Source organism: Clostridiales bacterium, assembly GCA_015243575.1.
Lineage (GTDB): Bacteria > Bacillota > Clostridia > Peptostreptococcales > Anaerovoracaceae > Anoxybacterium > Anoxybacterium hadale.
On record CP042469.1, the window covers coordinates 26,147 to 51,553 of the forward strand.

15 protein-coding genes and 3 pseudogenes are annotated in these 25,407 nt (G+C 43.1%); 10 read left to right on the forward strand and 8 right to left on the reverse strand.

Annotated features, from left to right (window positions below; all coding sequences use genetic code 11):
- Nucleotides 1–63: 63 nt before the first annotated feature.
- Nucleotides 64–897: an AraC family transcriptional regulator gene (locus FRZ06_00135; GenBank protein QOX61875.1), complete on the reverse strand. Its 834-nt coding sequence runs from the start codon at nucleotides 895–897 to the stop codon at nucleotides 64–66.
- Between the two features lie 257 nt (nucleotides 898–1,154).
- On the opposite strand from FRZ06_00135, the pseudogene FRZ06_00140 reads away from it, so the two are divergent.
- The 5 genes and pseudogenes from FRZ06_00140 (at nucleotide 1,155) to FRZ06_00160 (ending at nucleotide 4,972) form a co-directional block, all read left to right on the forward strand.
- Nucleotides 1,155–1,810: pseudogene (locus FRZ06_00140) on the forward strand (response regulator transcription factor).
- A 3-nt stretch (nucleotides 1,811–1,813) separates the two neighbouring features.
- Entirely contained in the window at nucleotides 1,814–3,256 is a 1,443-nt protein-coding gene (locus FRZ06_00145; GenBank protein ID QOX61876.1) for a HAMP domain-containing histidine kinase, read from the forward strand.
- The gene (locus FRZ06_00150) at nucleotides 3,253–3,627 is read left to right on the forward strand and encodes a hypothetical protein (GenBank protein ID QOX61877.1); all 375 of its coding nucleotides are present in this window, start codon (nucleotides 3,253–3,255) and stop codon (nucleotides 3,625–3,627) included. Before FRZ06_00145 ends, FRZ06_00150 begins: the two co-directional genes overlap by 4 nt.
- 84 nt (nucleotides 3,628–3,711) lie before the next feature.
- Entirely contained in the window at nucleotides 3,712–3,960 is a 249-nt protein-coding gene (locus FRZ06_00155) for a hypothetical protein (protein QOX61878.1), read from the forward strand.
- A gap of 178 nt (nucleotides 3,961–4,138) precedes the next feature.
- Entirely contained in the window at nucleotides 4,139–4,972 is an 834-nt protein-coding gene (locus FRZ06_00160; protein ID QOX61879.1) for a M15 family metallopeptidase, read from the forward strand.
- A gap of 132 nt (nucleotides 4,973–5,104) precedes the next feature.
- On the opposite strand, the pseudogene FRZ06_00165 reads toward FRZ06_00160, so the two are convergent.
- Nucleotides 5,105–5,740, reverse strand: a pseudogene (locus tag FRZ06_00165) (hypothetical protein).
- 225 nt (nucleotides 5,741–5,965) lie between these two features.
- Here FRZ06_00165 and FRZ06_00170 point away from each other — a divergent pair.
- Nucleotides 5,966–7,345 carry a PLP-dependent aminotransferase family protein gene (locus FRZ06_00170; GenBank protein ID QOX61880.1) on the forward strand — a complete coding sequence of 460 codons (1,380 nt, stop codon included), beginning with the start codon at nucleotides 5,966–5,968 and terminating at the stop codon, nucleotides 7,343–7,345.
- 33 nt (nucleotides 7,346–7,378) lie between these two features.
- Nucleotides 7,379–8,149, forward strand: coding sequence for a DUF1275 domain-containing protein (locus tag FRZ06_00175; protein ID QOX61881.1), 771 nt, complete (start codon nucleotides 7,379–7,381; stop codon nucleotides 8,147–8,149).
- A gap of 20 nt (nucleotides 8,150–8,169) precedes the next feature.
- On the opposite strand, the gene FRZ06_00180 is transcribed toward FRZ06_00175, so the two are convergent.
- Both FRZ06_00180 and FRZ06_00185 read right to left on the reverse strand, forming a co-directional pair.
- Nucleotides 8,170–10,788, reverse strand: coding sequence for a glycosyl hydrolase (locus FRZ06_00180; protein QOX61882.1), 2,619 nt, complete (start codon nucleotides 10,786–10,788; stop codon nucleotides 8,170–8,172).
- Between the two features lie 98 nt (nucleotides 10,789–10,886).
- Nucleotides 10,887–12,359, reverse strand: coding sequence for an MFS transporter (locus FRZ06_00185; protein QOX61883.1), 1,473 nt, complete (start codon nucleotides 12,357–12,359; stop codon nucleotides 10,887–10,889).
- 215 nt (nucleotides 12,360–12,574) lie between these two features.
- Between FRZ06_00185 and FRZ06_00190 the strand changes: the two genes are divergently transcribed.
- Nucleotides 12,575–13,789 carry a helix-turn-helix domain-containing protein gene (locus FRZ06_00190; GenBank protein QOX61884.1) on the forward strand — a complete coding sequence of 405 codons (1,215 nt, stop codon included), beginning with the start codon at nucleotides 12,575–12,577 and terminating at the stop codon, nucleotides 13,787–13,789.
- 218 nt (nucleotides 13,790–14,007) lie between these two features.
- Here FRZ06_00190 and FRZ06_00195 read toward each other — a convergent pair.
- The 4 genes and pseudogenes from FRZ06_00195 to FRZ06_00210 form a co-directional block, all read right to left on the reverse strand.
- Nucleotides 14,008–14,187 (reverse strand): annotated as a pseudogene (locus tag FRZ06_00195) (class I fructose-bisphosphate aldolase).
- 64 nt (nucleotides 14,188–14,251) lie between these two features.
- Nucleotides 14,252–17,782 carry a pyruvate:ferredoxin (flavodoxin) oxidoreductase gene (gene nifJ, locus FRZ06_00200; GenBank protein QOX61885.1) on the reverse strand — a complete coding sequence of 1,177 codons (3,531 nt, stop codon included), beginning with the start codon at nucleotides 17,780–17,782 and terminating at the stop codon, nucleotides 14,252–14,254.
- 250 nt (nucleotides 17,783–18,032) lie between these two features.
- Entirely contained in the window at nucleotides 18,033–19,856 is a 1,824-nt protein-coding gene (locus FRZ06_00205) for a PAS domain-containing protein (protein QOX61886.1), read from the reverse strand.
- A gap of 196 nt (nucleotides 19,857–20,052) precedes the next feature.
- Nucleotides 20,053–21,390: an MFS transporter gene (locus FRZ06_00210; protein ID QOX61887.1), complete on the reverse strand. Its 1,338-nt coding sequence runs from the start codon at nucleotides 21,388–21,390 to the stop codon at nucleotides 20,053–20,055.
- A gap of 609 nt (nucleotides 21,391–21,999) precedes the next feature.
- Here FRZ06_00210 and FRZ06_00215 point away from each other — a divergent pair.
- Together FRZ06_00215 and FRZ06_00220 are read left to right on the forward strand one after the other, a co-directional pair.
- Nucleotides 22,000–23,727, forward strand: coding sequence for a Fis family transcriptional regulator (locus FRZ06_00215; protein QOX61888.1), 1,728 nt, complete (start codon nucleotides 22,000–22,002; stop codon nucleotides 23,725–23,727).
- Nucleotides 23,728–24,091: 364 nt separating this feature from the next.
- Nucleotides 24,092–25,342 (forward strand): NAD/NADP octopine/nopaline dehydrogenase, encoded by a 1,251-nt coding sequence (locus FRZ06_00220; protein ID QOX61889.1) that lies wholly within the window; start codon nucleotides 24,092–24,094, stop codon nucleotides 25,340–25,342.
- Nucleotides 25,343–25,407 lie beyond the last annotated feature (65 nt).

Here is a 25,407-nt window from a genome sequence, read left to right on the forward strand (position 1 = left end):
ATCTAATGTCTATACCATTACAGAATAAAGGGATGATAAGGAAAAAACTTCTGCTTTTGTGCTCTATTTGATTGGAATATAAAGATCAATTTCCATGTACATTGAGTCGCAGTTTATTTTTCTGTAAATTTCGAATCCGTACCGATCGTCGATTTGACAGTTACTCTGAGGTAGCCACACATTGAAAATACTTTGATAAGATGTATATATCTGCGTTACGAAACCTTTAAAATGATAAACAGCAAATTTTCCACCCTTCAGCACATAGGTGTTTTCCATTGGATAACCTTTTGGGGCACTCAAACAGATATCATAGAGGCATTCGTTTATATTGGTAATGGAAGGGTCATCATATGTACGTTCAACCAGTAACGTTTCCTCAGTGATGTATTCCTTGTATTTTTCTTGAAAAGCCCCCCAGTGAAATGATAAATCTCCGTAATTTCCTTTAAACCGTTCATAGATAACAGGAAAATCCTGAAGCACTGTTAGTGAGATTTTTTTATTACAGACCTCAAATGACTCCAAACCGATGTTCCCTGTCTTATAGATTGGGTTGACTAAAGAGTTTTGCTTGATACTGCGACGAAATTCCATTGGTGATAGCTTATGGTGCTGTCTAAAAGCAGAGCTGTAGTTTGATGAGCTGTAACCATAATCACAGCTGATATCGGTAATGCTTCTGCGTCTTTCAACCTTCAGCCGAAATGCACTTTGTTCCATTCTCACCCGCGTGATAAATTCATAAATGCTTTCTCCAGTTTCCATTTTGAACATTCTGGAAAAGTAAAATCTCGAAAAATTGCAATGAGAGGCAATCTCATCAACAGACATATTTTCATTGATATGATTTAAGATATAGTCAATTGCACGATTGATCGATTCGTTGGTTATCATTTTTACACCCTTTGCTTTATCTGGTATGTGGATCGTCATATTCCGGCTATACAATGATCCAATTTGGATATTCAGCTGAGTTACCTTTTTAAAAGTATTATAACAAATACTTGAATTAAATAGATATATTGTTTGTCAAATAGATAATTGTGAAAGAAAGATGCAACTTTGAAACATATTTGATGTAGGATAGGAGATGGGGCAGCTTTGCCTGCTGCATACACGATATGAGATAAAAAATCAAAGGGGGCATTTTAATGAACAAAATACTGATTGTAGAAGATGATGCGGCCATATCAAATCTGATCAGGATCAATCTGAATGATGCGGGATATCGCTGCATATGCGCATATGATGGTCTTCAAGCATCTGATCTCATCGAGAAAGAGCGCTTTGATCTGATCCTGCTGGATATTATGCTTCCAAAGATGGATGGCTATGAACTGCTTGAATATATTAAGACAATGGAGATTCCAGTGATTTTTCTGACGGCGAAGTCAACCGTGGAGGATATTGTAAAAGGACTTAGGCTGGGAGCTGAGGATTATTTGACAAAACCCTTCGAGATCATAGAGCTGCTGGCAAGAGTTGAAACCGTACTCAGGCGCTATAACAAAAATGCAAAATATTTGAACCTCCATGATATCTCCATTGACACGCTTTCCCGGATCGTGAAAAAGAATGAAGAGATCATAAACCTTACCAATAAAGAGTACGAACTTTTGCTTTTATTTGTACGAAATAAAAATATCGCTTTATTCAGAGATCGGATCTACGAACGAATTTGGGGTGATGAAGATATGGGCGACAGCAGAACGGTTGATCTGCATGTACAGCGTCTTCGTAAAAAAATTAAATGGGAGAAGATAAGCTGGTTGCTGTTTATAAAATTGGCTACAGGCTGGAAGGGTAGCATATGAATTTTTTCTGGAAAATTTTCTTCAGCACTATTATAATTTCCTCAGTAACATTCAGTATTGGCAGTTACTTCATGATCGATTCTCAATTTCGTTCTTCGCTAAGCCGTGAAATCAGTGCTTCGTTTGAAGAAAATGATATCCTGTGTTATGCCTTGAAACAGGAATTCAAAACGGAGTATACAATGCCGTATCATTCAGAAAAGTACTATGAACTGGTTGTGGCTGAAAAACAAATCATTGAGAAGATTGCGCAATCCGTAACCATCAATACTTCAAAAGGAAACATCCCTTTTCGATTAAATGATGATTCTTTTCGCTCAATTTTCAGCAGCAGCACACTTGATATTGATAATCAAATGTTAAGTCGATTATCTTCTGATAAAAAAGGATATGAAATTGTGAAGTTGGGTCATGATTATTTCCTGCATACTGCAAGTCCGCTGATCTTCCAAAAGGAAACCTTGTATCTTGAAAACTTTCGGAACATCACGTTCTTATTTGAAAACCGTTCAGAACAGTACAGGCGCTTTAACTATCTTGTACTGACAATGATCATGACATGCGGAGCTGTTGTCTTTCTGGTGACTCGCTGGCTGACAAAACCATTGAAATACCTTTCCCGGGCAACGAGACAGATTGCAAACGGTCATTTTGATCAGCGGGTCAAGCTTCTAAGCAGGGATGAAATTGGCAAGCTTTCAAAAGATTTTAATAAAATGGCTGTCAAATTGGAACAAACAGTGGAGGAATTAAAAGATGCCACACGGAGGCAGGAGGATTTCATTGGCAGCTTTGCCCATGAATTGAAAACACCGCTCACTTCGATGATCGGATATGCGGATATGCTGCGATCCAAAAAAATGGATCAGGAGCAGATTATTTTATCGGCAGACTATATTTTTAAAGAGGGAAAGAGGCTTGAGTCTCTTTCCATGAAGCTGCTGGAAATGATCGTACTGCAAAAGCAGGACTTTACGATGAAGAGGGTCTATGCAACGGACTATTTTGATGAAATCGGTGGGATTATGTATCCTGCCCTGAAGGAGGAAAACATAGAATTGATCAGCTTTGCAGAGGATGCTGTTTTGCAGATCGAACCGGATTTGATGAAAACGGTCTGCATGAATCTGGTGGATAACGCAAGAAAATCTATGGATCATGGCGGTAAAATTGTATTTTCCGGCAAATGGTGCAAAGATGAATATCGGATTTCAGTGGAGGACACCGGAAAAGGGATGGAGGAATCCGAGCTTTCGAAAATCACCGAAGCTTTTTACATGGTGGACAAGTCAAGGGCCAGAGCTCAGGGTGGAGCAGGACTTGGACTTGCCATCTGCGCCGATATTGTTAGAATGCATCATGCAAAGATGGAGTTTGCAAGCAGTCCGGGAAAAGGTACTTGCGTAACCATAATGCTGAGGGAGGCAAAGAAGATATGATACGGATTCAGACATTCTCCATCTCTCTGCTGCTATTTGTTTTCCTCTTAATTGTAGTTTTTGCGCCTCCGGCTGTCTCCAAAGCAAAGGATCAAATGATTTTTGGAAAAGTAGTAACGCTTCAATTGACCGATACAAAAGATATTGCCAGATCAGAGCTGAGCATGGCAGACAAAATTGCTTTGATTTCCAACTACAAAGCAGGAAGTGATAATATCATCATGGTGGAACAGGATCTAAAGATCTATGAAAAGGAAGATCGCCAGAATTTCGCAGAGCCTGCCATAATTGAGCTGGAAAAGCTCAAGGAAATGAATCTGTTTCCCCCTGTTGAAATCAACCAGGTGCAGAGCGTTGCATTCGCTGCCTAATCCTATACCGATATTGATGATCCAAGCAGGAACACGGAAATTTGGAATATCGGGTTATCCTTTGATGATCAGTGGATGAACATCATGATGGATAGCGAAACGAAGCGGATTCTTGAGTATCAGATCTTGGCAAAAGAGGATTTTAAATTTACTCCGAATAAGGATTACGCGGAACTGTTCGCAAACTATCTAGAAATCGAGGACGCCTTAACACAGAAAAAAAAATTGGATTCCAATCAACACTATATTACGACCAGGCCAATGGGTTACTACTTTGTTCAAGTTAATGATAAAAATCAATATGGAATCCAGATCGCACCTTCCATGGATTAAATAATTTCATATGATGCAAATAAGATGGGATTTTGTACAATCTCTGATACAACCCTTTAGTAACATGAAGTTACAAAAGGGTTGTTTTTTATGGAGGAAACGATCGGTTTCTCTCATGAAAAATGATCGTGGAGAGCAGAGGGAGAACTCTTTGCCGTACAAAGGAGGACATCGTAAAATGAGACAAACGAAACCAGGACAACAAGGCAGATCCAGCAGTATCAGAAAGAACAAGAACTGGAGAAAAACCCCGTTGGGCATCATACTTATTGTAATGTGTGTTACAGCATTTCTGAGTGGAAGGGCATTGGCAGAATCAAATGACAGTCAGTATATCACCGTGAAAACCAACCAGACTGCGATAACGACCGGGCAAACCAGTTCTGGCCCGATTCAGTCGGCAAAGACACCGAAAACTGAAAATACAGACGCTTGGAATCTAGTATTGGTGAATAAGACACATCCGATCAAGGAGAACAATCCTATTCAATTGGTTCAACTGAAAAACGGACAGGCAATCGACGAAAGGGCGTATCCGGAGCTGCAAGCGATGATGGATGATGCCCGTGCCGCGGGACTATCTCCCTATATCTGCTCCTCCTATCGAACCAATGAAAAGCAGACAACGCTTTATAACAATCAGGTGAATCAGTACAGGAAACGGGGATATTCAGAAGCAGATGCTGCAGCGGAAGCGGGAAAATGGGTTGCAATACCGGGTACTAGCGAACATCAAATCGGGTTGGCAGTTGATATTGTCGCAAAGAGTTATCAGGTGCTGGATAAAAAACAGGAGAGCACTGCGGAACAGCGCTGGCTCATGGAGAATTGTCACAAATATGGTTTCATTCTGAGATACCCGTCGGAAAAATCCGAGATTACAGGCATTGGCTATGAGCCATGGCATTACCGGTATGTGGGAAAAGATGCAGCTGCGGCAATCATGAAAGAGGGAAAATGCCTCGAGGAATATCTGGATGGACTTAGCAGCAGCATAGCAGGAGCAATTTGAGCAACAAAATAGAGGATGGCTCTTTTTGCTTGACCTTGGATCGTCAGCTCATTGTTTTGCTTGGTCACAAATGGTTGGCTCATTGTTCCCCTCGGCATCAGATAATTGGCACTCTTTACTCTTGGTAAATTGTTTATATGTCTGGACAAAGGTCTCATGTTGTATTTCTGCTGCATCGAATTTTAGAAGCTTAAACGTTGTCTGGACACAAAAACCAATGGCAAAAGCGGATAGTATGGTTCCAAAACCAACCATGCCGCCAAGCATCCAACCTGCTAATACCGCAAGAAGTTCGATGGTTCCTCGGCAGACTCCTACGGACAGCTTTGTCTTACGGGTCAGAGCAACCATCAGACTGTCCCTGGGGCCTGCTCCAAAGGCTGATCCTATATAAAAATAGGATGCAAGAGCTATGATAAATAATCCTATGATCAACATGATGGTTCCTAGTACAAAGTTGCTGGCCTGCGGTATGATAGAAAGGCGGAGAATCAGGTCGAGAAAAACCCCAATCAGCACCATATTCAAAATAGTTCCAAGTCCAAGTTTCTCTCCAAGCAGTACTGCCACAATACCTATGACTGCTCCTGCTATAATGGAAGCGGTACCGATGCTGATTCCTGTGGTTTTTGCGAATCCTACATGGAAGACATCCCAGGGAGCGTATCCGATGCGGGCGTTCAATGTGACCACGATTCCAACTGCATATAGGAGAAGCCCAAGGAGCAGCCGAAGAAGACGTATAAAAAATTGTTTCCATTGTATCATAATAAAATTCCCCTTTGAAATATAAAAAGTATCTAAAACATTAAAATATATTGTATGACTTATAGTGATGATGTATAGTAATTGTATGACTTGATCAGTTGAGCTAATCATTGGATTACATTGATACGTTAATCAAAATTACTGTATTTACCTAATTATAGCGATAATGATGGGGAAGTCAATAGAACATTGTTTGTCATACATTTCGTACAGAGGGGTTGGCTCATGTGGAATCCGAAAATAATTGATACTGACAAAATTCTCTATATAGCAATCGCAGATGCAATAGAACGAGACATTCATCTTGGAATTCTTAAGCCAGATGAAAAAATGCCTCCGCAGAGATCCCTTGCCAAGACAATCGGAGTGAATCTTACTACGATTTCGAGAGCATATCATGAAGCACAGAAGAGAGGGCTCATTTCAGGTGCCATCGGAAGCGGAACCTTTGTGCTGCATCAAAATAAAAACAACAGTGCCTTACCGGAAATTCTGCAAAATGATGAGGAAATCATCGAGCTTGGTCTGGTGGGTTCCATAAAAGTGAATGGTTATGAACCGTCAAAGCTGCTAAAAGCCGTTGCGGATGATCCAACGCTGGATTCTCTGCTTGACTATGTACCGAGCCAGGGTCTTCCAAGACATAGAGCGGCGGCGGCGGGTTGGATTCGGCAATATGGGATTGATGCTGATCCCGATCGAATTGTAATCTGTGCGGGAGCCATGCATGCGATGAACTGCTGCCTTCTTGGACTTTTCGAACCGGGGGATAGAATTGCAGTGGATGCACTAACCTTCACCGGATTTAAGAATGCAGCCCAGCTGAGTCACATGAAGCTGGAGCCCATCGCTATGGATTCAGAAGGGATGATTCCAGATAGTCTCGAAAGCATGTGCAAAAAGCACCACATAAAAGGGATCTATCTGATGCCGAATATGCAAAACCCCACTGCGACGGTGATGTCAGCACAGAGAAAGCGGGCCATTGCGGAAATAATACTGAAATATGGATTGATATCGATTGAAGATGACATCTATAATTTTACAAACCTGAAAGACCGGACAGCACTGAGCGCCCTTGTACCGGATCATGGAATCTTTATCTGCGGCATTTCAAAAGTCTTCTTCCCGGGCCTCAGGATTGCTTATGCTGTTGTTCCAAAGCGATTTTTGCACAAATTTACGCAGACTGTTACCAATACAGTATGGATGGCTCCAACCATAAGTGCTGAGCTTGTTACGAGGATCATTGAGAGCGGGACAGCCGAAGAAATGATCAGAAAGAAAAGGCAAGTAATCGCCCGCAGACTTCAGCTTGCAAAAGATGCACTGGATGGCTTTTCTTTTCAGGCTGCTGAAAACAGTGTGTTTTTATGGCTTAACCTTCCGGAAGGCTGGTCTTGTGCAGACTTTGAGAATACAGCTTTGATGAATCGTGTCAGAGTGATATCCGCATATAAGTTTTATGTTGGCAGCCAGCTGCCTCCAAACGCTGTGAGAGTTTCGCTGGGCTCGGTAAAGGATGATGCGCAGCTGATAAAAGGACTCAATGTTTTGGTACAAATTTTGAATCAAAATCCGCTGCTTACTTCACCGATCATGTAGTAGGGGAAATCAACAATAGAGAAAGCATAAGAAATGAAGATAGAAAAACGCAGAGCGAATAAAAAACAAAATCGGGACAGGCATATCTCAGAGTCGTTCCATGTGGCAGCGATATTGGCAATTTCAGGCGGTTATATGGATGCTTATACCTATCTTGTCAGGGGTGAGGTCTTTGCAAATGCCCAGACGGGAAATATCGTTCTGCTCGGGATCAAAATAATGGATGGCAAAATTGCAGAGGCTGCAAATTATCTGATCCCAATTATGGCATTTGCTGTGGGAATTTTAATGGCAGAGCTGATTCGGAATAAAGACAGCCTATTTCAGAGAGCCGACTGGAGGCAGATTGTACTTATCATTGAAATTTCAGCCCTGATCATTGCAGCATTTCTTCCTGTCGGTTCCATGGACACTCCCGCAAACACATTGATCTCCTTTGTCAGCGCGCTGCAAATGGGGAGCTTTCGGTATGTAAACGGAAATGCTTTTGTGTCAACAATGTGCACCGGCAACCTGAGGAGCGGTACACAATGCTTGTATCATCATGTGTTCAAAGGGGATAAAGCCATGAGAACCAGATGGATGCATTATTACGGAATCATATTCTTTTTCATTGCCGGAGCTGCAATGGGGGCATGGGCTACGCATCAACTCTCTGACGGAATTTCCATTGGCAATTGGTACGCAGCGCAATTCTCAGGACAGGTGATCTTGGGAAGTTGTCTGTTGCTTGCAGTGGCCGTTTGGCGGGTGAGGGAGAGGAAGGGACAAAACCAAAGAATGAAAAATAGAAAACGGATGTAAAAGAAACAAGGAATGAGCGGTCATTCCTTGTTCAGCAGTTTCCAAAGCCCTCTGATGTTATGCCCGTTGAGCAAATCAAGAATGCCTTCCATCATGCGCTCAGAGATGATCTTTTCATCTGAGGCAACGATAGAAAAGAAAGGCATTTCCTTAAAGGTGGCAGCCATCATACCTTCCTGACCTTCTTCTGCTCTTGCCGCCTCTCGGGCAAGCCGGTCTGCATACCAATTCATAATCTTGCCGATTGCAGTATGGCGGATGTCTTCTATGGTATGCTCCATGGTATATGGTCTTGATACCCGGTTATCCCCGATGGGGAGGGTCCTTCCATACAATGCTTCGAACTCCTGGGTTGGAATGATCATTTCATTCTTGGGCAATCGATAGTAAGAAGGTGCTCTTTGGCGGAGATCTGGCTGTGGCAGATTGGGGCTCCTCATATGTATTTCTGCTGTAAGTGGGCAGCCCTTTGAAGATGGACCAATCAAAATCTGATAGGTACCGCTGGGGGCATACCAATCCTTGATGAGAGTGTTGTAATATCCGAAAACAGCAGTATCAAGCGCGATGGAAATCTGTTTTGTTTCTCCGGGATTGAGATGGATTTTAACGAATTCCTTCAATTCCTTCTTTGGTAAAAAAACCACTTCATTTTCGTGCACAGCAAAGATAAGGACAGTTTCCCGTGCAGCTCGGTTGCCTTGATTTGTAACGGAAAATGTCAGGTTCAGCATTTCTCCAAAACGGCAGGTCTTCCGGTCTGTTTCCAGATTGGAATAGGTGAAATCCACATAGGAAAGACCATGGCCAAAGGGAAATAATACCGGCCTTTCAGCCTTTTCATAGTAACGGTATCCTACATAGATGCTTTCTCTATGCTCCACAGTAAGTCTTCCGCCGGGAAAATAATGGTAGGAAGGGCAATCCTCCAGCTTGAGGGGCCAGGTTTCCGCAAGCTTTCCACAGGGAACCTCGATGCCAAGGAGCAGATTCACTACTGCCTTGCCCACACCCTCCCCTCCAAGATAAGCAAGAAGCACCGACTTGACCTTTCCAATCCAGGGCAGCTCCATGGGAGCGCCGCCCATAAGGATCACAACAACATTGGGGTTACAGGCACTGACTGCTTCAATTAATCGGTTCTGTTCCTCAGGCAGGTGCATATCCGTCCTGTCGAAGCCCTCTGATTCATAACCCTCAGGTAATCCGGCAAACAGATACACAATGTCCTTTCCTGCGGCTGCCGCGCAGGCATTCTGGATAAACGCGTCCTGTTCGCTTTGTCTGAAGGTGTTCTCTTTGCTTCGTTTGTTAGCGCCTTCTTTGATTTGCGTCTGCTTCAAAAAAGAACCTTTTGATTTGTTCCATAGCAAAGAGTACCCCGGAGAATATTCAGCATTCAGGCCGGATTCCATAAAAGCATCCCAGGGAGTTTCAATCTTGATCGGATTAATCTTTGAGCTTCCTGCCCCTTGATATCGCGGTGTTTTTGCAAAGGCGCCAATAACAGCAGCCTTTTGGTTCTTATTTCCCGGAAGTAAATTCTCATCATTTTTTAGCAAGACAGAGGATTGCTCCGCCGCACGAATTGCCAGTTGATGGTGCTTCTCCAGATCACAACCCCCGTCTGTTTTCTTCTCGGACATACTTCTCAGGATCAGCTCGCTCACTCTTTCTGCTGCCCTGTTCAGGTCTTCTAGAGACAGTTTCTGATTTTCAGTTGTCGGACTCAGGCCTTCCAGAGACGGTTTCTGATTTTCAGTTGTCTGACTCAGATGCCCTTTTGAAGGCCCCGTTTTCACAATAGCAGCTACGAGCTTCCGGTCATTAAAACCTTGGTTCCCAGGCATTTCAATATCGAGTCCTGCCTTGATCCCAAGAACCCTGTCATGTACAGCGCCCCAATCAGAGACAACGACGCCGTCAAAACCCCATTCTTCTCTCAGGATATCTGTCATAAGATATTTGTTTTCACTGCAATACGTTCCGTTCAGCCGGTTATAGGAGCACATAACCGTATATGGTTTCCCCTTTTTTACGGCAATTTCAAAGGCTCTCAGATAGGTCTCCCTTAGGGTTCGTTCATCAACCACCGCATTGACAGACATCCTTCTTTTTTCCTGATTGTTGACTGCAAAGTGTTTTAAAGAGGCACCGGTTCCGGTGCTCTGGATTCCCTGTATCATACTAGCTGCAAGTTCACCCGAAAGAATAGGATCTTCGCTGAAGTATTCAAAATTTCGTCCGCAGAGGGGACTTCTTTTCTGATTGACGCCGGGACCGAGAATAACGGCTACCTCTTCCTGAACACACTCCTCACCCATGGCTCTCCCCACGCTGCAGGCGAGCTCGCGGTCAAAGCTGCAGGCAAGGGCACTGGCTGTGGGAAAGCAAACAGAAGGAACGCTGTCTCCGATTCCTAAATTATCCGTAACGCCGATTTGCTTTCTGAGGCCATGGGGGCCATCCATCATTGTTATGGATGGGAGTCCTAAACGTTCCAGCTCCTTTAGATTCCAGCAGTCACTGCCGGAGCACAGGCCTGCTTTTTCCGATAGTGTCATCTGCGCAACCAGCTCTTTCGCTTTTTGTCTGTATAAGTTCTTGTCTGTAATCATTGATTTCATAATAGCCTCCATCCTGGGTCAAAGCCGAACGAAAGAGCAGAATGATGCACTTCGTTTGTTCTCCTTCTGCTCAAAACAGCGTATTTTCATCCATGAATTTCTCAAAGATTCTACTCATTTTTCTGATCCACGTTCATTGTCTTTTTCATGTCGTTAAAGCGGTCTTTACCTAAGGAGAGTTTTCTAATAAATAATACGGACACAATCAGACAAAGTGCGGGTATAAAGCTCATGAGGAACCGTATTCCGAAGATCGCCGCAGTAGATTGCTGGACAACGATATTGCCGGAGCTTTCCGCATAGCCAAACCATCCCAGTGCTGCAGTGACAAACGCAACGATTACGGCAGAGCTGATTTTATAGAGAAGCATGGTAGAACCATAGATGATTCCCTCTCTTCGTACACCGGTTTTATGTTCATCCACCTCCACCACATCAGGGAGAATGGAGAAGATCAATACTTGAGAAGCAGACATGCCAATTCCGATTAGAATCGTGACTGCCACTGTAACCGGAATATTCTCTGCCGGAATGAGCATGCAGGATGCCAGTGGGATCAGGTAGTAGAGAACCGATATGATGTATGTTTTTTGCTTGCCAAGCCGATTACTGATGGTTACCCACAAGGGTGTCACGAGTACGGCGGCCACAAGAGGAATGGCCATAAAGATATAGCTCATGCTATCGGAGATCTTCAGTACATATTTCATGAAATAAATATAAAGTGCCATGGTGATGTCGAAGGATACCATGTTAAAGATGAAAACACCGAGCACCAGCCTGAATTCTTTTAGTCTCAGGAGAGACGTTAAATTGCCCCGGATGCTTGCCTGCCGTTCCGAAGGCTTTAACAAAGCCCGCTCCCTCGTGCCGGCAAAGGCCAGAAGGATACAGATTGCAATGAATAAGGCAAGGATTCTCCCCATTACCGGAAAGCTTTCTGAATACATGCTTTTCCCTGGATAAAACGTATCAACAATTAACGTCACTCCCATAGCAGACAATAAGGAACCGACAAAGGAAAACGCCATTTTATATCCAGAGATACTGGTTCTTTCGTCATAGTCCTGTGACAGCTCCGGTAACAGTGCATTGTAGGGGATTGAGACAAGGGAATACAAGGTGTTGAATAAGAAGCCTGCTATCGTGTAGTAGATGACCAACCTGGTGTTCGTTTGAAAGGGAACAATCCAGAGGAGCGCAAAGCAGAAGCCAAGCGGAATGGCGCCACCCAGCAGAAACGGTCTTCTCCTACCAAAGCGAGTCCGCGCATGGTCGGATATGATGCCTATAATCAGATCACTGAAAGCATTCCAAATACGGACAATCATAAAGATGTAGCCTGCCCAAAGGGGTGAAACGCCGGCCACATCGGTAAGAAAGAACACAAAATAAAAGCCTACCGCACCATAGGCAATGTTGTTGCCCATGTCGCCGACGCCATATGCTAGTTTCTCTCGTTTGGATAAGCGATTCTTTGGAATCGTACCCTTTCTGTTTGAACTGTTCTTTTGTATATCACACGTTCGGTCTGGACTGTTCTTTCCCATATTACATTCCCCCTGTAAACTGTCTTTTGGCATAATGCTCGCCTCCTATGCATCCTATCAGCTTCATTATAGACTCGAACAAGAAAGCGAAATATTATAATTTCCCTATTTATATTATAATTTCTTGACATTATCGCAATTTTATTTTTAATATAAACAGAGGATTCACTGATTTCTATAAAATTAGCCAATCGGAAGTGGGCGCAGAATGAATCAGCGTTTCTTAATACAGATCTGGAGGTTTTGCGATGTTATCTTCATATGAACGTGCCATGCTAGAGGCACTCTATGATAGCAACAGAATTCCTTTGTGGATTTTTGACAGTGAGAGGAACCTGATCAATTGCTTCGTTTCGGGGTTTTCAGCTGATCACAAGGAACTGCTTGCGTCCTATGTTGGCAGCTTGCTGGGTTATGTCAAACGTCCGCAGCTTGATATTATGTGTTATGGGCAGGAACTGTATTATGTATTCGCCTTGGAACGCCAGCACAAGACCTTTTATCTATTTGGAGGCCCCATGCTGCTATCCGGTTTTTATCATGTGATGGAAATGAGGACCCTATCTTTTGCTGAAAAGCTCAGCGCCAAGGACTTGGAATCCATTGTGGATCATCTGCCGGTGGTATCTCTGGCCTTCTTCCGAGCTTCCCTTCGTATTCTGATGCTTTTGCTGAACGGTCAGGTATCTGATGTGGATGAAATCAGCAGCTTCCCATTTTCAACTCTACAAGTTGATGGTACTTTTTTTCATGAGCTTAGTGAAAATTTACAGGATCTACAATTACATACCCCGTATCGTCACGAACTTGCAGTCTTAGACTGTGTGAAAGAGGGCAATGTGAAAAAACTGGAATTCATCTATAGAACGCTGCCTCAAATCAAATACGGAAATATGTCCAATTATCATAGTCCCATGAAACAGCTTTTTTACGGAAGTATCGCAAATACCACCCTGATTACCCGGTACGCCATCGAAGGGGGACTGGAAGAGGAGGCTGCATTTACACTGAGTGATGTCTATATCAAACAGATGGAGAAGTGCAGAACCCTCTATGAACTGAATCGTTTAAATGAGAAAATGGCGGTGGACTTTACGGAACGGGTTGCAAAGCTCCAGACGCTGAAAAAACCGGAATATCCGAACGTGATTGCAAGATGCATTGATTTTATCAGTAAAAATATCCATCGTAAAATTACGCTGGAGATGCTGGCCAGGGAGATTCATCTTACACCCAAATACATCTCCAGCTTGTTTCGCGCGGAAACCGGACAGACCATCACGTCTTTTATCGCACAGCAGAAAATCGAAACCGCCCAGAATCTTCTGGTCTATTCCAAAGATTCTTTTACTGAAATCAGCAATTCCCTGTCTTATTACTCTCAAAGTCACTTCATCTCCGTATTTAAAAGAAATGTCGGAATGACGCCGAAGGAATACAGACGCAGATATTCCAAGGGCTAACCAGGTTGGAATACCTCAGCAATATAGGGGATTGCATCAGACCATTGGATGATTTTTGCAGCAATATAAATAGCGCATCTGACTTTTTCTCAAAAGAGGGCCAGATGCGCTACTGTATGGATGACCAATCTGTAATTAGACTCGCTTAATTTGCAGGCGCTCCCCGATTAGACGGGGAGGGGGGAAGCCATTATGAGATGGATGCTTCGAAGTCTGCGAATATCCACCCCGGGTTCTATGATTGGAACCAGTCCGGCTTCAATGATCTGCTTGCCAATCTCGAATTGCTGCGCAACCACATTCTTGGTTCCTTCGCTGTTGGCATCTTTGATCACAGAGCGCATTTTGGTTCCGAATATGTTCTTTTGAGCAACACGCTTCAGAAGATTGTCTTTATTGCTTCTAAAACAATTACATTCCTAAATCAATCGTTCCAAGTTTAAGAAAAATATAACATCCATATCAGATTTGTGCCAGATTTTTGTAGCTTTCATATCTTTCCTTCGCATCAAGAACAGCCTTATCCATGAGTTCCTTTGCTTTTTCCGGGAAAGCCAGTTCCAGTGATGCGTAGCGATTCTCGCCTCTGAGAAACTCCTTGATATCACCGGTGGGTTCTTTTGAGTCTAAGACAAATGGATTCTTTCCTTGCTCTTTCAATGCAGGATTGTAACGATATAAGTGCCAGTATCCTGCCGCTACTGCTTTTTTCATTTCGTCTTGACTCTTGTTCATACCCGATTTCAAGCCATGTTCAATGCAAGGAGAGTAAGCGATGATGAGAGATGGGCCAGGAAATGCTTCGGCTTCTCTCATTGCCTTGAGGGTCTGGGCCTGGTCACATCCCATTGCAACCTGGGCTACATAGATATAGCCGTAGCTGATTGCCATCATTCCCAGATCTTTCTTCTTAATTTTCTTGCCTGCTGCAGCAAACTTGGCAATTGCACCGGTAGCAGTTGACTTAGATGACTGTCCGCCTGTATTTGAGTAAACTTCCGTATCAAGAACCAACATGTTGATATTCCGTCCTGATGCAAGTACGTGGTCCAGACCGCCGAAACCGATATCGTAAGCCCATCCGTCCCCGCCGAAAGCCCAGAATGATTTCTTAGTTAGGAATTCCTGGTTCTGGATAACGAATTCTTTCATTTCCTTCTCATCTTCGTTTTGAGGTACAAACTGGCTCAAGGAGGCAATTAATGCAGCAGCGGCGTCCTTTGACGTAGAGGAATGATCAAATTCCTGGAGGTAGCAAGCTGCCTGGGATTGAATGGTTTCTACGTTCAGGAGCTGTTCAATTTTCTCGATGAGCTCCTTTTGGATTGCTTCATGACCAAGAAGGAAACCATAGGCATATTCGGCGTTATCTTCAAAAAGGGACATCGCCCATGCAGGCCCGCAGCCGTTAGCTTTGTTGATTGTATATGGGGTGGCGGGTGTCGATCCACCGTAAGCCGAGGAACAGCCAGATGCATTTGTGATAAACATTCTTTCACCAAACAGCTGGGTCGCCAGTTTGATGTACGGCGTTTCTCCGCAGCCTGCACAGGCACCGGAAAATTCAAAGAGCGGCAGAGCAAACTGGGAAGCTTTTACTGTTTGATCACTGAAAGCATCCTTTTTAATCGTGACTTCATTCACTGCAAAGAGCCAGTGTTCTGCTTGTTCCAATTGTGATGCCAGCGGTTTCATTTCCAGAGCCTTTTCTTTTGCTGGGCAAACCTGAGCGCAGCTTCCGCATCCGGTACAGTCATATGGAGATACCTGAAGTCTGTATTGATATGCTTCAAGTCCCTTTCCTATGGCTTTTTTCGTCACGAATCCGGACGGTGCGCTGCCGCTTTCTTTTTCTGTGAGAAGAACCGGCCTGATGGAAGCATGGGGGCAGACGTAGGAGCACTGGTTACACTGGATGCACTGATCGATCTTCCATTCTGGAACGTCAACAGCGGCGCCTCTTTTTTCATACTTCGTGGTTCCTGCATGCCATGTACCGTCATTGAGATTGTACTTTCTAATGGTTGAAACCGGAATGCTGTCGCCTTCCTGGCGATTCATCGGAATGACGACTTCTCTAATGAAGTCTGGTACATCTGTCCTTTCATTTTCGGTCACATTCAGATTTGCCCACTCTGCTGGAATATTGACTTTACTGAGGGAATCAATGCCCCGGTCGATGGAAGCATAGTTCATATCAACAACCTTCTGCCCTTTTTTTGTATAGTAGGTCTTGTATATTGCCTGTTTCATTTCGCTGACCGCAAGCTCAAGGGGTATGACATCTATCAGCTTGAAAAATGATGCCTGCAGGATTGTGTTGATTCTTCCGCCCAAGCCTAGATCCTTAGCAATGGAGATCGCGTCAATAACATAAAACTGTGCATTCTTATGTGCGAGCGCTTTCTTCATGGACGAGGGGAGCGCAGCTTCCAGTTCTCTAATTCCTCCGGCAAAATTCAGGAGGAAGATCCCTCCCGGCTTTAGATCCTTAACCAGATCATATTTATCCACATAAGAAGGATTATGAACCGCCACAAAATTTGCATCACTGACCAAATACGGAGCACGGATCGGATTTTTTCCAAAGCGCAGGTGGGATTGTGTTAAGCCCCCGGATTTTTTTGAATCATATACAAAATAAGTCTGGATATATTTGTCTGTTGTTTCCCCGATGATCTTTGTGGAATTTTTATTGGCGCCGACAGTACCGTCTGAACCAAGCCCCCAGATTTTACAGCTGATCAAGTCGTCAGGAAGAATGTTGATCTCATCCTGAACTGTGAGTGATGAATCAAATACATCGTCGTTAATACCAATTGTGAAATTGTTTTTCGATATCTCAGATTCCAGGTTTTCAAACACAGCGACGATCTGTGAGGGAGTCGTATCTTTGGAAGACAAACCATAACGCCCGCCGACAACGCTCATTGGAATATTCTCCTTATAATAAACGGTGCATACATCCTGATATAAGGGCTCTCCAAGTCCTCCGGGCTCTTTTGTCCGATCGAGGACAGCAATCTTTTTTACTGTCTTCGGAACTGCAGCAAGGAAATGGGAGCTTGAGAACGGTCTATACAAGTGAACATTGATGGCACCGACTTTTTTTCCCTTTTTATTCAGGTAGTCGACGGTATCCTTAATGGTATCACTTACTGAACCCATGGCTATGATGATATGTTCTGCATCGGGAACTCCATAATAGTCGAAAAGTTGATAATTTCTTCCGGTCAGCTTATTAATTTCTCCCATGTAATCTTCTACAACTGCAGGAAGCCGTTCTATGTAGTCGTTGCTGGATTCTCTTGATTGGAAGAAGATATCGGGGCTTACAGTGGTGCCACGTGTAGCTGGATGCTCCGGATTCAAAGAATTTTTTCTGAAAGCTTTGATAGCCTCATAATCGACCAAAGGTCTCAGATCCTGATAATCCAGTGCATCGATTTTCTGAACCTCATGTGAAGTTCTGAAACCATCGAAGAAATGCAGGAATGGAACCCGTCCCCTGATGGCTGCCAGATGAGCTACTGCTCCCATATCCATAACCTCTTGCGGGGAGGAGGAGGCAAGCATTGCGAAACCTGTCATTCGACATCCCATAACATCGGAATGATCTCCGAAAATGGATAATGCATGGACGGATAGTGTTCTGGCTGAAACGTGAAACACACCAGGCAGAAGTTCTCCTGCGATTTTGTACATGTTGGGGATCATAAGAAGAAGTCCTTGAGATGCAGTATATGTAGTAGTGAGGGCTCCTGACTGCAGCGAGCCGTGGACAGTACCTGCTGCTCCACCCTCAGACTGCATTTCCACAACATCTACTGTTCTGCCGAAAATGTTCTTTTTCCCTTTGGCAGCCCATTCGTCCACCAGCTCTGCCATCTGGGAGGATGGGGTGATTGGATAAATTCCGGCTACTTCGGTAAAGGCATAAGAAATGTAAGCTGCCGCCGTATTTCCATCCATAATATCAATTTTCTTTGGCATAATTTTTCCTCCTGAATACTCATTCCTAAGATCATTTACGTTACAAACTAACAAAGCAAGATTTATGCCAGTACTGAAGGTAGGAATTGACATGTTTAAAAAGTGAGAATTCTAGGGTTCGGGCTATTGGTAATACAATTTTTCAATTGAGAGACCATGCAGATTCGGTTCATTTTTTGCAATAACGGTTCGACACCTTATAGGAAGCACCGCTTTCATGGAATGTGGCATGGAATGAATCGACGATTCCTTAGATACACTTTGAACCCAAGTCATATTCCTTCAATTTGCGCAATACGGTAGTCTGACTAACGCCAAGCAATTCTGCAGCTTTCCTTGTACTTCCGCAGGATTTCATTGCCTTCATTACCAGTGACTCTTCAACTGCGGATACGGCATCTTTGAGAGGAATAAGATCATTGATTTGTATTGCTTCAATTGTTGTTTTCGCTGATTCAGCAAGCTTATATTTGTTATACAGGTGTTCGGGTATGAGTATATCCTCGATACACAGTATTAAAAGCCTCTCGACTAGATTCTTAAGCTCTCTGATATTGCCCGGCCAATTATAATTTTCTAAGACTTGAAGCAATTCTGCTGAAAACTGTTTGTTCAAATTATATTTGTTATTATAGTGGTAACAAAAATGAAGCAGCAGGGGTTTGATATCGGCTTTTCTATGCTGCAGAGGAGGAATCTCGATGGAAATCACATTTAATCGATAGAAAAGATCCTCTCTGAATTCACCTATTTTAATCATCTTTTGCAGATTCTTGTTTGTAGATGCGATAATACGAACGTTCGAGCGAATCGGTTCGACTCCCCCGATCCTGTAATATTCTTGATTTTGGATCACGCGCAATAATTTCGCTTGTAATTCAATTGGCATATCTCCAATTTCATCAAGAAGAAGTGTTCCCTGATGTGCGATTTCGAATAACCCTTGCTTGCCCTTCGCCAATGCGCCAGTAAAAGCGCCTGCCTCATAACCGAAGAGTTCGGATTCCAGAAGAGATGGAGTGATTGCACTGCAGTTAATCTTTACAAATTTCTCCTTATTTCTTAGACTTGAGGCATGGATCACCGATGCAATTACTTCCTTTCCCACACCAGAATCGCCAAGAAGTAACACGGTAACATCATATCTGGCGATATGAATGGCTTCTTGGAGGATCGTCTTCATAATCCGACTCTCTGCAATCATATCAATGGAATATTCTTTTTTTCTTTGATCCGAATTTAATTTTAGTTTTGCAGGCTCGTAGCTTTGATCAGGAAAATCCGCCTTGATAATTTTCGTTACTACATTAACACAGGTAATAATGAGAACGGGATCACCATTGCTGCCATAGATCGGCGAACCGGATATGATTGCATGTTTCCCTGTTGCGAGTTTTTGAAGTACTGTGAGATTTTGCCGGGTTTCAAGAATCGCAGGCGTGATCAACGGATTGAAAAATCCCATGGTTCCAAGGTCAGCAATATTCTTTCCAATGATATTTGTTAAAGATAGGCCGGTGGCGCTTTCATATACTGCATTGGCAAAAATGACAATCCCCTTTGAATTTGTTATAAAGATGCCCACCCTGGAGGAGTCGAAGATGCGATTTAATTGGATTTCTGTCGGATCATCTGCATTTACGTCCAGATGGTTGTTTGACTTTGCGTGTTTGAGCCTCTGAAAAATATATGAAAATAAAGATTGATCCTGCAACACGATTAGGTACTCAATATCTTCCACACTACGGGAATTAAGATCATCAGTCTCGGATTGAAGGTCGGTTGGGACCATCCTAAGATTATAACTTTTCCCACCCAGAATAATGGTGGTATTTGTAATTGCTGAATTAATCTTGAACGACTCCAATTGTAAATAAAATATTTCTAAATCTATGGTTTTTAGAAACTTATATCCAACCTCGTCGCAAACCAGAATTTCACCATCCTTGCTCATGAAAAATGCATATTGAAGGATGAAGGAATCCTCTGTTTTTCCCCGAAATCCGCAAGAGGAGACCGCTTCATTGGTACTTAGTTTTGTCACTTTTTTCATCAAAATAACCTCATCTAACATAGAAATTGCAAATAGTTACGGTTTGAATATGCCTACTAAAAACATACGATTCAATCTAAGACATAGGCCGGTTATTCGTTACAGAGAAAGAGAGGACCTGAAACTAAAAGCTTAGTCTCAGGTCAAAATGAGGTGTGAAAATCAATTATTTACGGTTCATCATTCTAAAAACGAAACGGCAGGAGGCTGGTCAAGTTTAATTCTTTGAAATGGATCCAGCTTCAGCAAGGGTCAGACCTTTTGTTTCAGGCGCCAAGAAGAGACAAATAAGAAATCCTACAAAAGTGACAGCAGCTAAAATCCACATTGTTTGCGAAAGTCCAAGCGTTGCCAGCCAAGTCGGCAGCATGTAAGTTCCTGTCGCAGCACCAATTCGACTGATGCCTGTTCCGAGACCTACCGCTGTTGCACGGATTTCTGTGGGGAATAACTCATTGGGAGCAACCCATTCCTGGATATTCGGACCGCCGGATGCAAAAGCGTAAAGTGCAAAACCCAATGAAATAATAATAGGATTGGCGTTTGAAAACACTGCTAACATAATCATGCCGAGGGACATAAACGCGAAACTCCAAATCATAAGTGGTCGTCTTCCAAAACGGTCCAGCCATTTCAGTGCGGCAACAACGCCGACTAAAAATACTAAGCTGATCAATATATCTCCAAGAAGCGCTTGCTTGCCTTCTGCAAGACCAAACATTTGAAGAATCTGCGGGCCAAACGTATAGATTCCAAACAGAGGAACAATCTGACACAGCCAGAATCCCCCAACATATATGAGTCTTTTAAGATAACCTGGTTCGAGTAATTTGCTGATTTTAGTTTCTACGATTTCTTGCTGCAAATCTTCAAGCTCTGCATCAGGGCCATAGACCCGCTTTACAACCTTAAGCGCTTCTTCCGTACGGTTCTTACTGAGGAGCCAGCGAGGTGATTCAGGGGTGTCCCACCGCCCGATAACAAGTATGATGGCGGGTATTGCTGCGCTCCCCAGCATCCATCTCCAGGCACCAGGAATGTCAATTAATAAATAACCAACAATATTCGCCGTCATAGCGCCTATATACCACATTGCCATTAAGATACCGAGCATGAAGCCTCTATGCTTTTTCGGAGAAAATTCCGCCAAGAGCGCTGTGGCAATTGGATAGTCGGCTCCAACCGCAATGCCTACAAGAAATCTTAGAATGACGAGTTGCAAAGGCGTTTGAACAAACATAGATAAAATTGATAGCACAACAAATGCCATCAGATCAAGGGTAAACATGAATCGGCGGCCGATGATATCTGTCAGATAGCCAAAAAATACGCCGCCTACAAAAAGACCTACAAGAGAAGCTGCTCCAATCAAACCAGTCCAATGCGAGTCCAGATTAAGCACCGGTCCAAGCTGAACCAGCGCTGAAGAAATTACGACTAGCACAAAGCCATCTAAAAAGGGTCCGCCGGTACAGAAAAGTGTCACTTTGCGCAGATATGGTGTAAGTGCTGCGTCTTCGACCTTTGATATAGATTGTCTGTCATCAATATCCATAAATGTCCTCCTAAACAATATTTCTTACGGTGGTTCTGAGAAGGATACTCCTCTTAAGATTTGTAAGAGTAGATCTGCATGATGCAGAGATAGTCACCTGAAATGCCTTGGATTTCTCTTCCTTAACTGCATTTCAAATCGTAAAAGAAAGAGGACAAAGCTATTCTACCTTTTTTGGCAGAATTATTCAAATTCCACAATGAAGAATCATAACGCGATCAATAGACAAGCTGATTCCATCAATTTAGGTGACCGTTGTTCTATGGTGATGGCGCACTCATGGAAATGTATGAAATACAGTTCCTAAATTCTTTAATAAGCAAGTCACATGCCAATTATATTTAGATATTCAAATGATTCGCGTTGAAGGGCTTGGATTATTCTGCTGATGATTCTTTATGTATTAGAATTTCAATCAACTGCAAAACATGCAAAATTTATTTGCATGTTTTGCAGTTCAAATTTTGCGTATTTTGCATGCAAAAAAACTTTGCTTTGGTTTAGGACAAGTTATATAATTCACCGTGGAATCAATTCTTTAATGAAGGCGCTTAAATTTCTCTTATAAATTGTTATGGCATACGATTAGTGATAATGGAGGAAATGGATATGAATTATCTGGATTCTTTTGAGGTTCTCTCGCAGTGTGGACTTGGTGCTATGCTGGTTACGGAGAACAATCAAATCCTTTCTGTCAATGAAATGGGGAAGAATTTACTTCACTGCGATGAAAATCAGCTAGGAGCCAATACCCTTGAAGCGGTCACACTTCTATGTGAAGAGACTGATGAGATACGATATGCCAACATTGCTTTTGGGGAGTATTTGTGCCGATGCGCAACGCTGAATCTTCCCGGCCAGCCGCCCCGTACGAAAATCATTGTCTTTCGGGTGGCTACGAATGATGCCTGCCATGACATGTTGATCAGTATCTTAAATGGGATCAGCGAGTCCGTTACTTTGTTTGACGCAGCGGGGCGGCTCTATCTTCTGAATGATTCCGCAGTAAACATGGACTCTCTTGTGACCTCAGATGTTTTGGGACAGCATGTAACAGAGGTTTATCGTATGCAAGACGGTCAGTTCCATGCTATCCCGCAGGTGATTCAGGAAAAGCGTGCCAAAGTGAACCTGCGGCAATACTATACTACTTGTTTTGGTAAAAACGTAGATATTGTAGCGAATGTTTTTCCGATTGTGCAAAATAGCCAAACCTTAGGTGCGTTTAGTGTAATGCAAGACTGGTCTACAACAAGTGAATTGCATAAGCAGATCATAGATTTGCAAGGAAAGTTATTAGAACAGTCAACCGTTACCGGAGCAAAGGAAAAGAGCGCTCTCACCGCCAAGTATCAATTTCGTGATATTATTCATATCAGTCCGGCAATGAATCGGGTCGTCGCCAGAAGTCAGCAAATTGCCTGTTCAGACTCTTCTGTGATGATATATGGGGAAACGGGAACCGGTAAGGAGCTTCTGGCGCAGAGTATTCATAATGGCAGCCGAAGAGCGAATGGCCCGTTTTTAGCAATCAATTGCACTGCTATTCCAGACAACCTGTTAGAAGGGCTGCTTTTTGGTACGGAAAGAGGAGCATATACAGGGGCCGAAAGCAGAGCGGGTTTGTTTGAGCAAGCCAATGGCGGAACGTTATTACTTGATGAAATAAATTCAATGAATATACTTCTTCAGGCGAAGCTGCTTCGTGTGCTGCAAGATGGTATGATTCGACGAGTCGGAGGAGTAAAGGAGGTTCATGTGGATGTCAGGGTATTATCAAACACAAACTGCCCACCTTATCAAGCAATAGAAGAAAATAAACTTCGCCGCGATTTGTTTTATCGCTTGGGAGTAATTAATATCAATATTCCACCACTTCGAGACCACAAAGAAGACATCCCGCTATTAGTGAAGAGTTTTATTCAACATTTTAACAAGAAGCTTTTAAAGAATGTGCGAAACATCGATCATGCAACATCGGAACTCTTTAACTCCTATCATTGGCCGGGAAATATACGGGAATTAGATCATGCCATAGAACATGCAATGAATCTTATTCCAAACGACCAGTCGATTATCACACCAGACTATATCCCTGAGCACATCCTGTATTTGGCAGCCGAATTTGTATTTGAAGGCCGTGAGACCAAAGGCGATCTCATAAATCTTAGAGGTGCGAAACAAAACACAGAGCGTCACGAACTCTGTAAAGCGCTTTTAGAGAATGGTGGAAATATATCGAAGACAGCGCGATTCTTTGGAATCAGCAGACAAAATCTTCAGTATAAAATGAAACGAAATGGCATTGATGTCCAACTTCTGTTAGACAAAAGATGATAGAATTAACCCTTAGTAAGCATCACTGAAAATAGAAAACGCAAAAAATCCTTGCAGTCTGCAAGGATTTTTTGCGTTTTTTGCATTTTTGCACTTGCAGGTAGAAGTTGTGTGAATTGAGAATTTCTCCGATATAGTTTGAGACTCCATAAATTTACACGTTTCATCCGTCCAAATATTTTTTTTCAATCAGTTAGCAAATCATGGCCTGATAATTGCGTAATACCTATAATCGGCGTACTCAATTCACTTCATAAAGGAGGCGAGACTTAGTAATAATGCGGTAGCAAGCAAACAAGAACACCAGGAAAACCGTGTTTTAAATGAACCTTAAAATTGTACTGTTTATGCATGAAAGGAGTTAATGATGATGTATTTGAAGAATGCTCAGGAAAAACCTATTGCAATTCTTGGTGCAGGAGGTGTTGGAAAGCCATGTGCAGCAGACTGTAAGCTGGCAGGCAGAGAAGTAAGACTTTGGGACGATCCTATATTTGCACCGAAATCACTTAAAAATGTTGAAAAGACAGGTATTAAACTTAGCGGGCCAGAAACCAACGGAGTGATGTTCAGCCGACTTGGTGTAGCACATATGGATATGGTGACCACCGATTTGGCCCAGGCAGTAAAGGGTGCTGGACTTGTAGTTGTTGCAACAGTTGCACTTGGACACAAGGCGCTATTTGATAAGCTGATTCCTCTGCTTGAAGATGGACAGATTATTTCCATCATTCCTGACAATTACGGATCATTATTACTCCGTAAGATGATGCATGAAGTGAAATGCACCACAAACGTTATCGTAGGCGGATGGGGAACTTCCCCCTATGGCGCGCGTGTTCTGGTTAAGGGTGGTCTTGCCACGAATGAGGTTAATATTGGCGACAGGGTACTCTTAATGAGAGGTGCTGCGATACCGGCTACTGACAATGAGGTGTTTGTTGAGTCAGCAAAATATTTCCCGCCCTTTGACCCATGCACATTTGCTTCTGATCTTGAGGATTTCGGATACCAAACAGGTGATACCGTGCTAGATGTTTCTCTTTCCAATATCAATCCTGTTATTCATGTTCCAGGAGCAATTCTGGGTGCAGCTGTAATGCAGAACTTTACGCTGTTCGGCCAAAAAATGCAGAATTACTCTCTCTATGCGCATGGACTGTGCCCTGCTACCGCTGAAGTCCAGGTGGATTTCTGGAAGGAGTGTGTTGCTGTCGCGAAAGCCTGCGGAACAGACATTGCACCTGTTGATACAGACTATTTCTTCTGCCGCAGCTCCATCTATGGTCCGGAGTACATGGGCAAGGGTTATAAAATTCCGTTTGACTATGATATGCGTTATAGACAAGAGCCATACGGAGACGGGCCGTTCTCCCTTGACAACCGATACATTACGGAAGATATCCCTGTTGGCTGCTATTTAATGAGTCAGTTAGGTAAAAAGTTTGGCGCGAATACACCTATCATTGATTCAATGATTGCGCTGGGATGCTCTATGACAAAACGCGATTTAATGGCAGAGGCTGGCTATAGTCTTGAATACCTTGGTATCGGCCATATGAATTTCGAACAACTGAACCTTTGGCTGCGTGAGGGTATCTACACAGAGGCATAGGATTTTTTTCGTTAATGCTACTGCAACAGAGGATATGCTTAGAAATCGTAAACATATCCTCTGTG

What these genes read in the sequence shown, in the direction of transcription:
- FRZ06_00135 (QOX61875.1), bottom strand. Translation starts at nt 897, where the DNA reads ATGATAACCAACGAATCGATCAATCGTGCAATTGACTATATCTTAAAT.
- FRZ06_00215 (QOX61888.1), top strand. Translation starts at nt 22,000, where the DNA reads ATGAATTATCTGGATTCTTTTGAGGTTCTCTCGCAGTGTGGACTTGGT.
- FRZ06_00190 (QOX61884.1), top strand. Translation starts at nt 12,575, where the DNA reads ATGTTATCTTCATATGAACGTGCCATGCTAGAGGCACTCTATGATAGC.
- FRZ06_00210 (QOX61887.1), bottom strand. Translation starts at nt 21,390, where the DNA reads ATGGATATTGATGACAGACAATCTATATCAAAGGTCGAAGACGCAGCA.
- FRZ06_00175 (QOX61881.1), top strand. Translation starts at nt 7,379, where the DNA reads ATGAAGATAGAAAAACGCAGAGCGAATAAAAAACAAAATCGGGACAGG.
- FRZ06_00145 (QOX61876.1), top strand. Translation starts at nt 1,814, where the DNA reads ATGAATTTTTTCTGGAAAATTTTCTTCAGCACTATTATAATTTCCTCA.
- FRZ06_00180 (QOX61882.1), bottom strand. Translation starts at nt 10,788, where the DNA reads ATGGAGGCTATTATGAAATCAATGATTACAGACAAGAACTTATACAGA.
- nifJ (QOX61885.1), bottom strand. Translation starts at nt 17,782, where the DNA reads ATGCCAAAGAAAATTGATATTATGGATGGAAATACGGCGGCAGCTTAC.
- FRZ06_00155 (QOX61878.1), top strand. Translation starts at nt 3,712, where the DNA reads ATGATGGATAGCGAAACGAAGCGGATTCTTGAGTATCAGATCTTGGCA.
- FRZ06_00185 (QOX61883.1), bottom strand. Translation starts at nt 12,359, where the DNA reads ATGCCAAAAGACAGTTTACAGGGGGAATGTAATATGGGAAAGAACAGT.
- FRZ06_00220 (QOX61889.1), top strand. Translation starts at nt 24,092, where the DNA reads ATGATGATGTATTTGAAGAATGCTCAGGAAAAACCTATTGCAATTCTT.
- FRZ06_00170 (QOX61880.1), top strand. Translation starts at nt 5,966, where the DNA reads ATGTGGAATCCGAAAATAATTGATACTGACAAAATTCTCTATATAGCA.
- FRZ06_00205 (QOX61886.1), bottom strand. Translation starts at nt 19,856, where the DNA reads ATGTTAGATGAGGTTATTTTGATGAAAAAAGTGACAAAACTAAGTACC.
- FRZ06_00160 (QOX61879.1), top strand. Translation starts at nt 4,139, where the DNA reads ATGAGACAAACGAAACCAGGACAACAAGGCAGATCCAGCAGTATCAGA.
- FRZ06_00150 (QOX61877.1), top strand. Translation starts at nt 3,253, where the DNA reads ATGATACGGATTCAGACATTCTCCATCTCTCTGCTGCTATTTGTTTTC.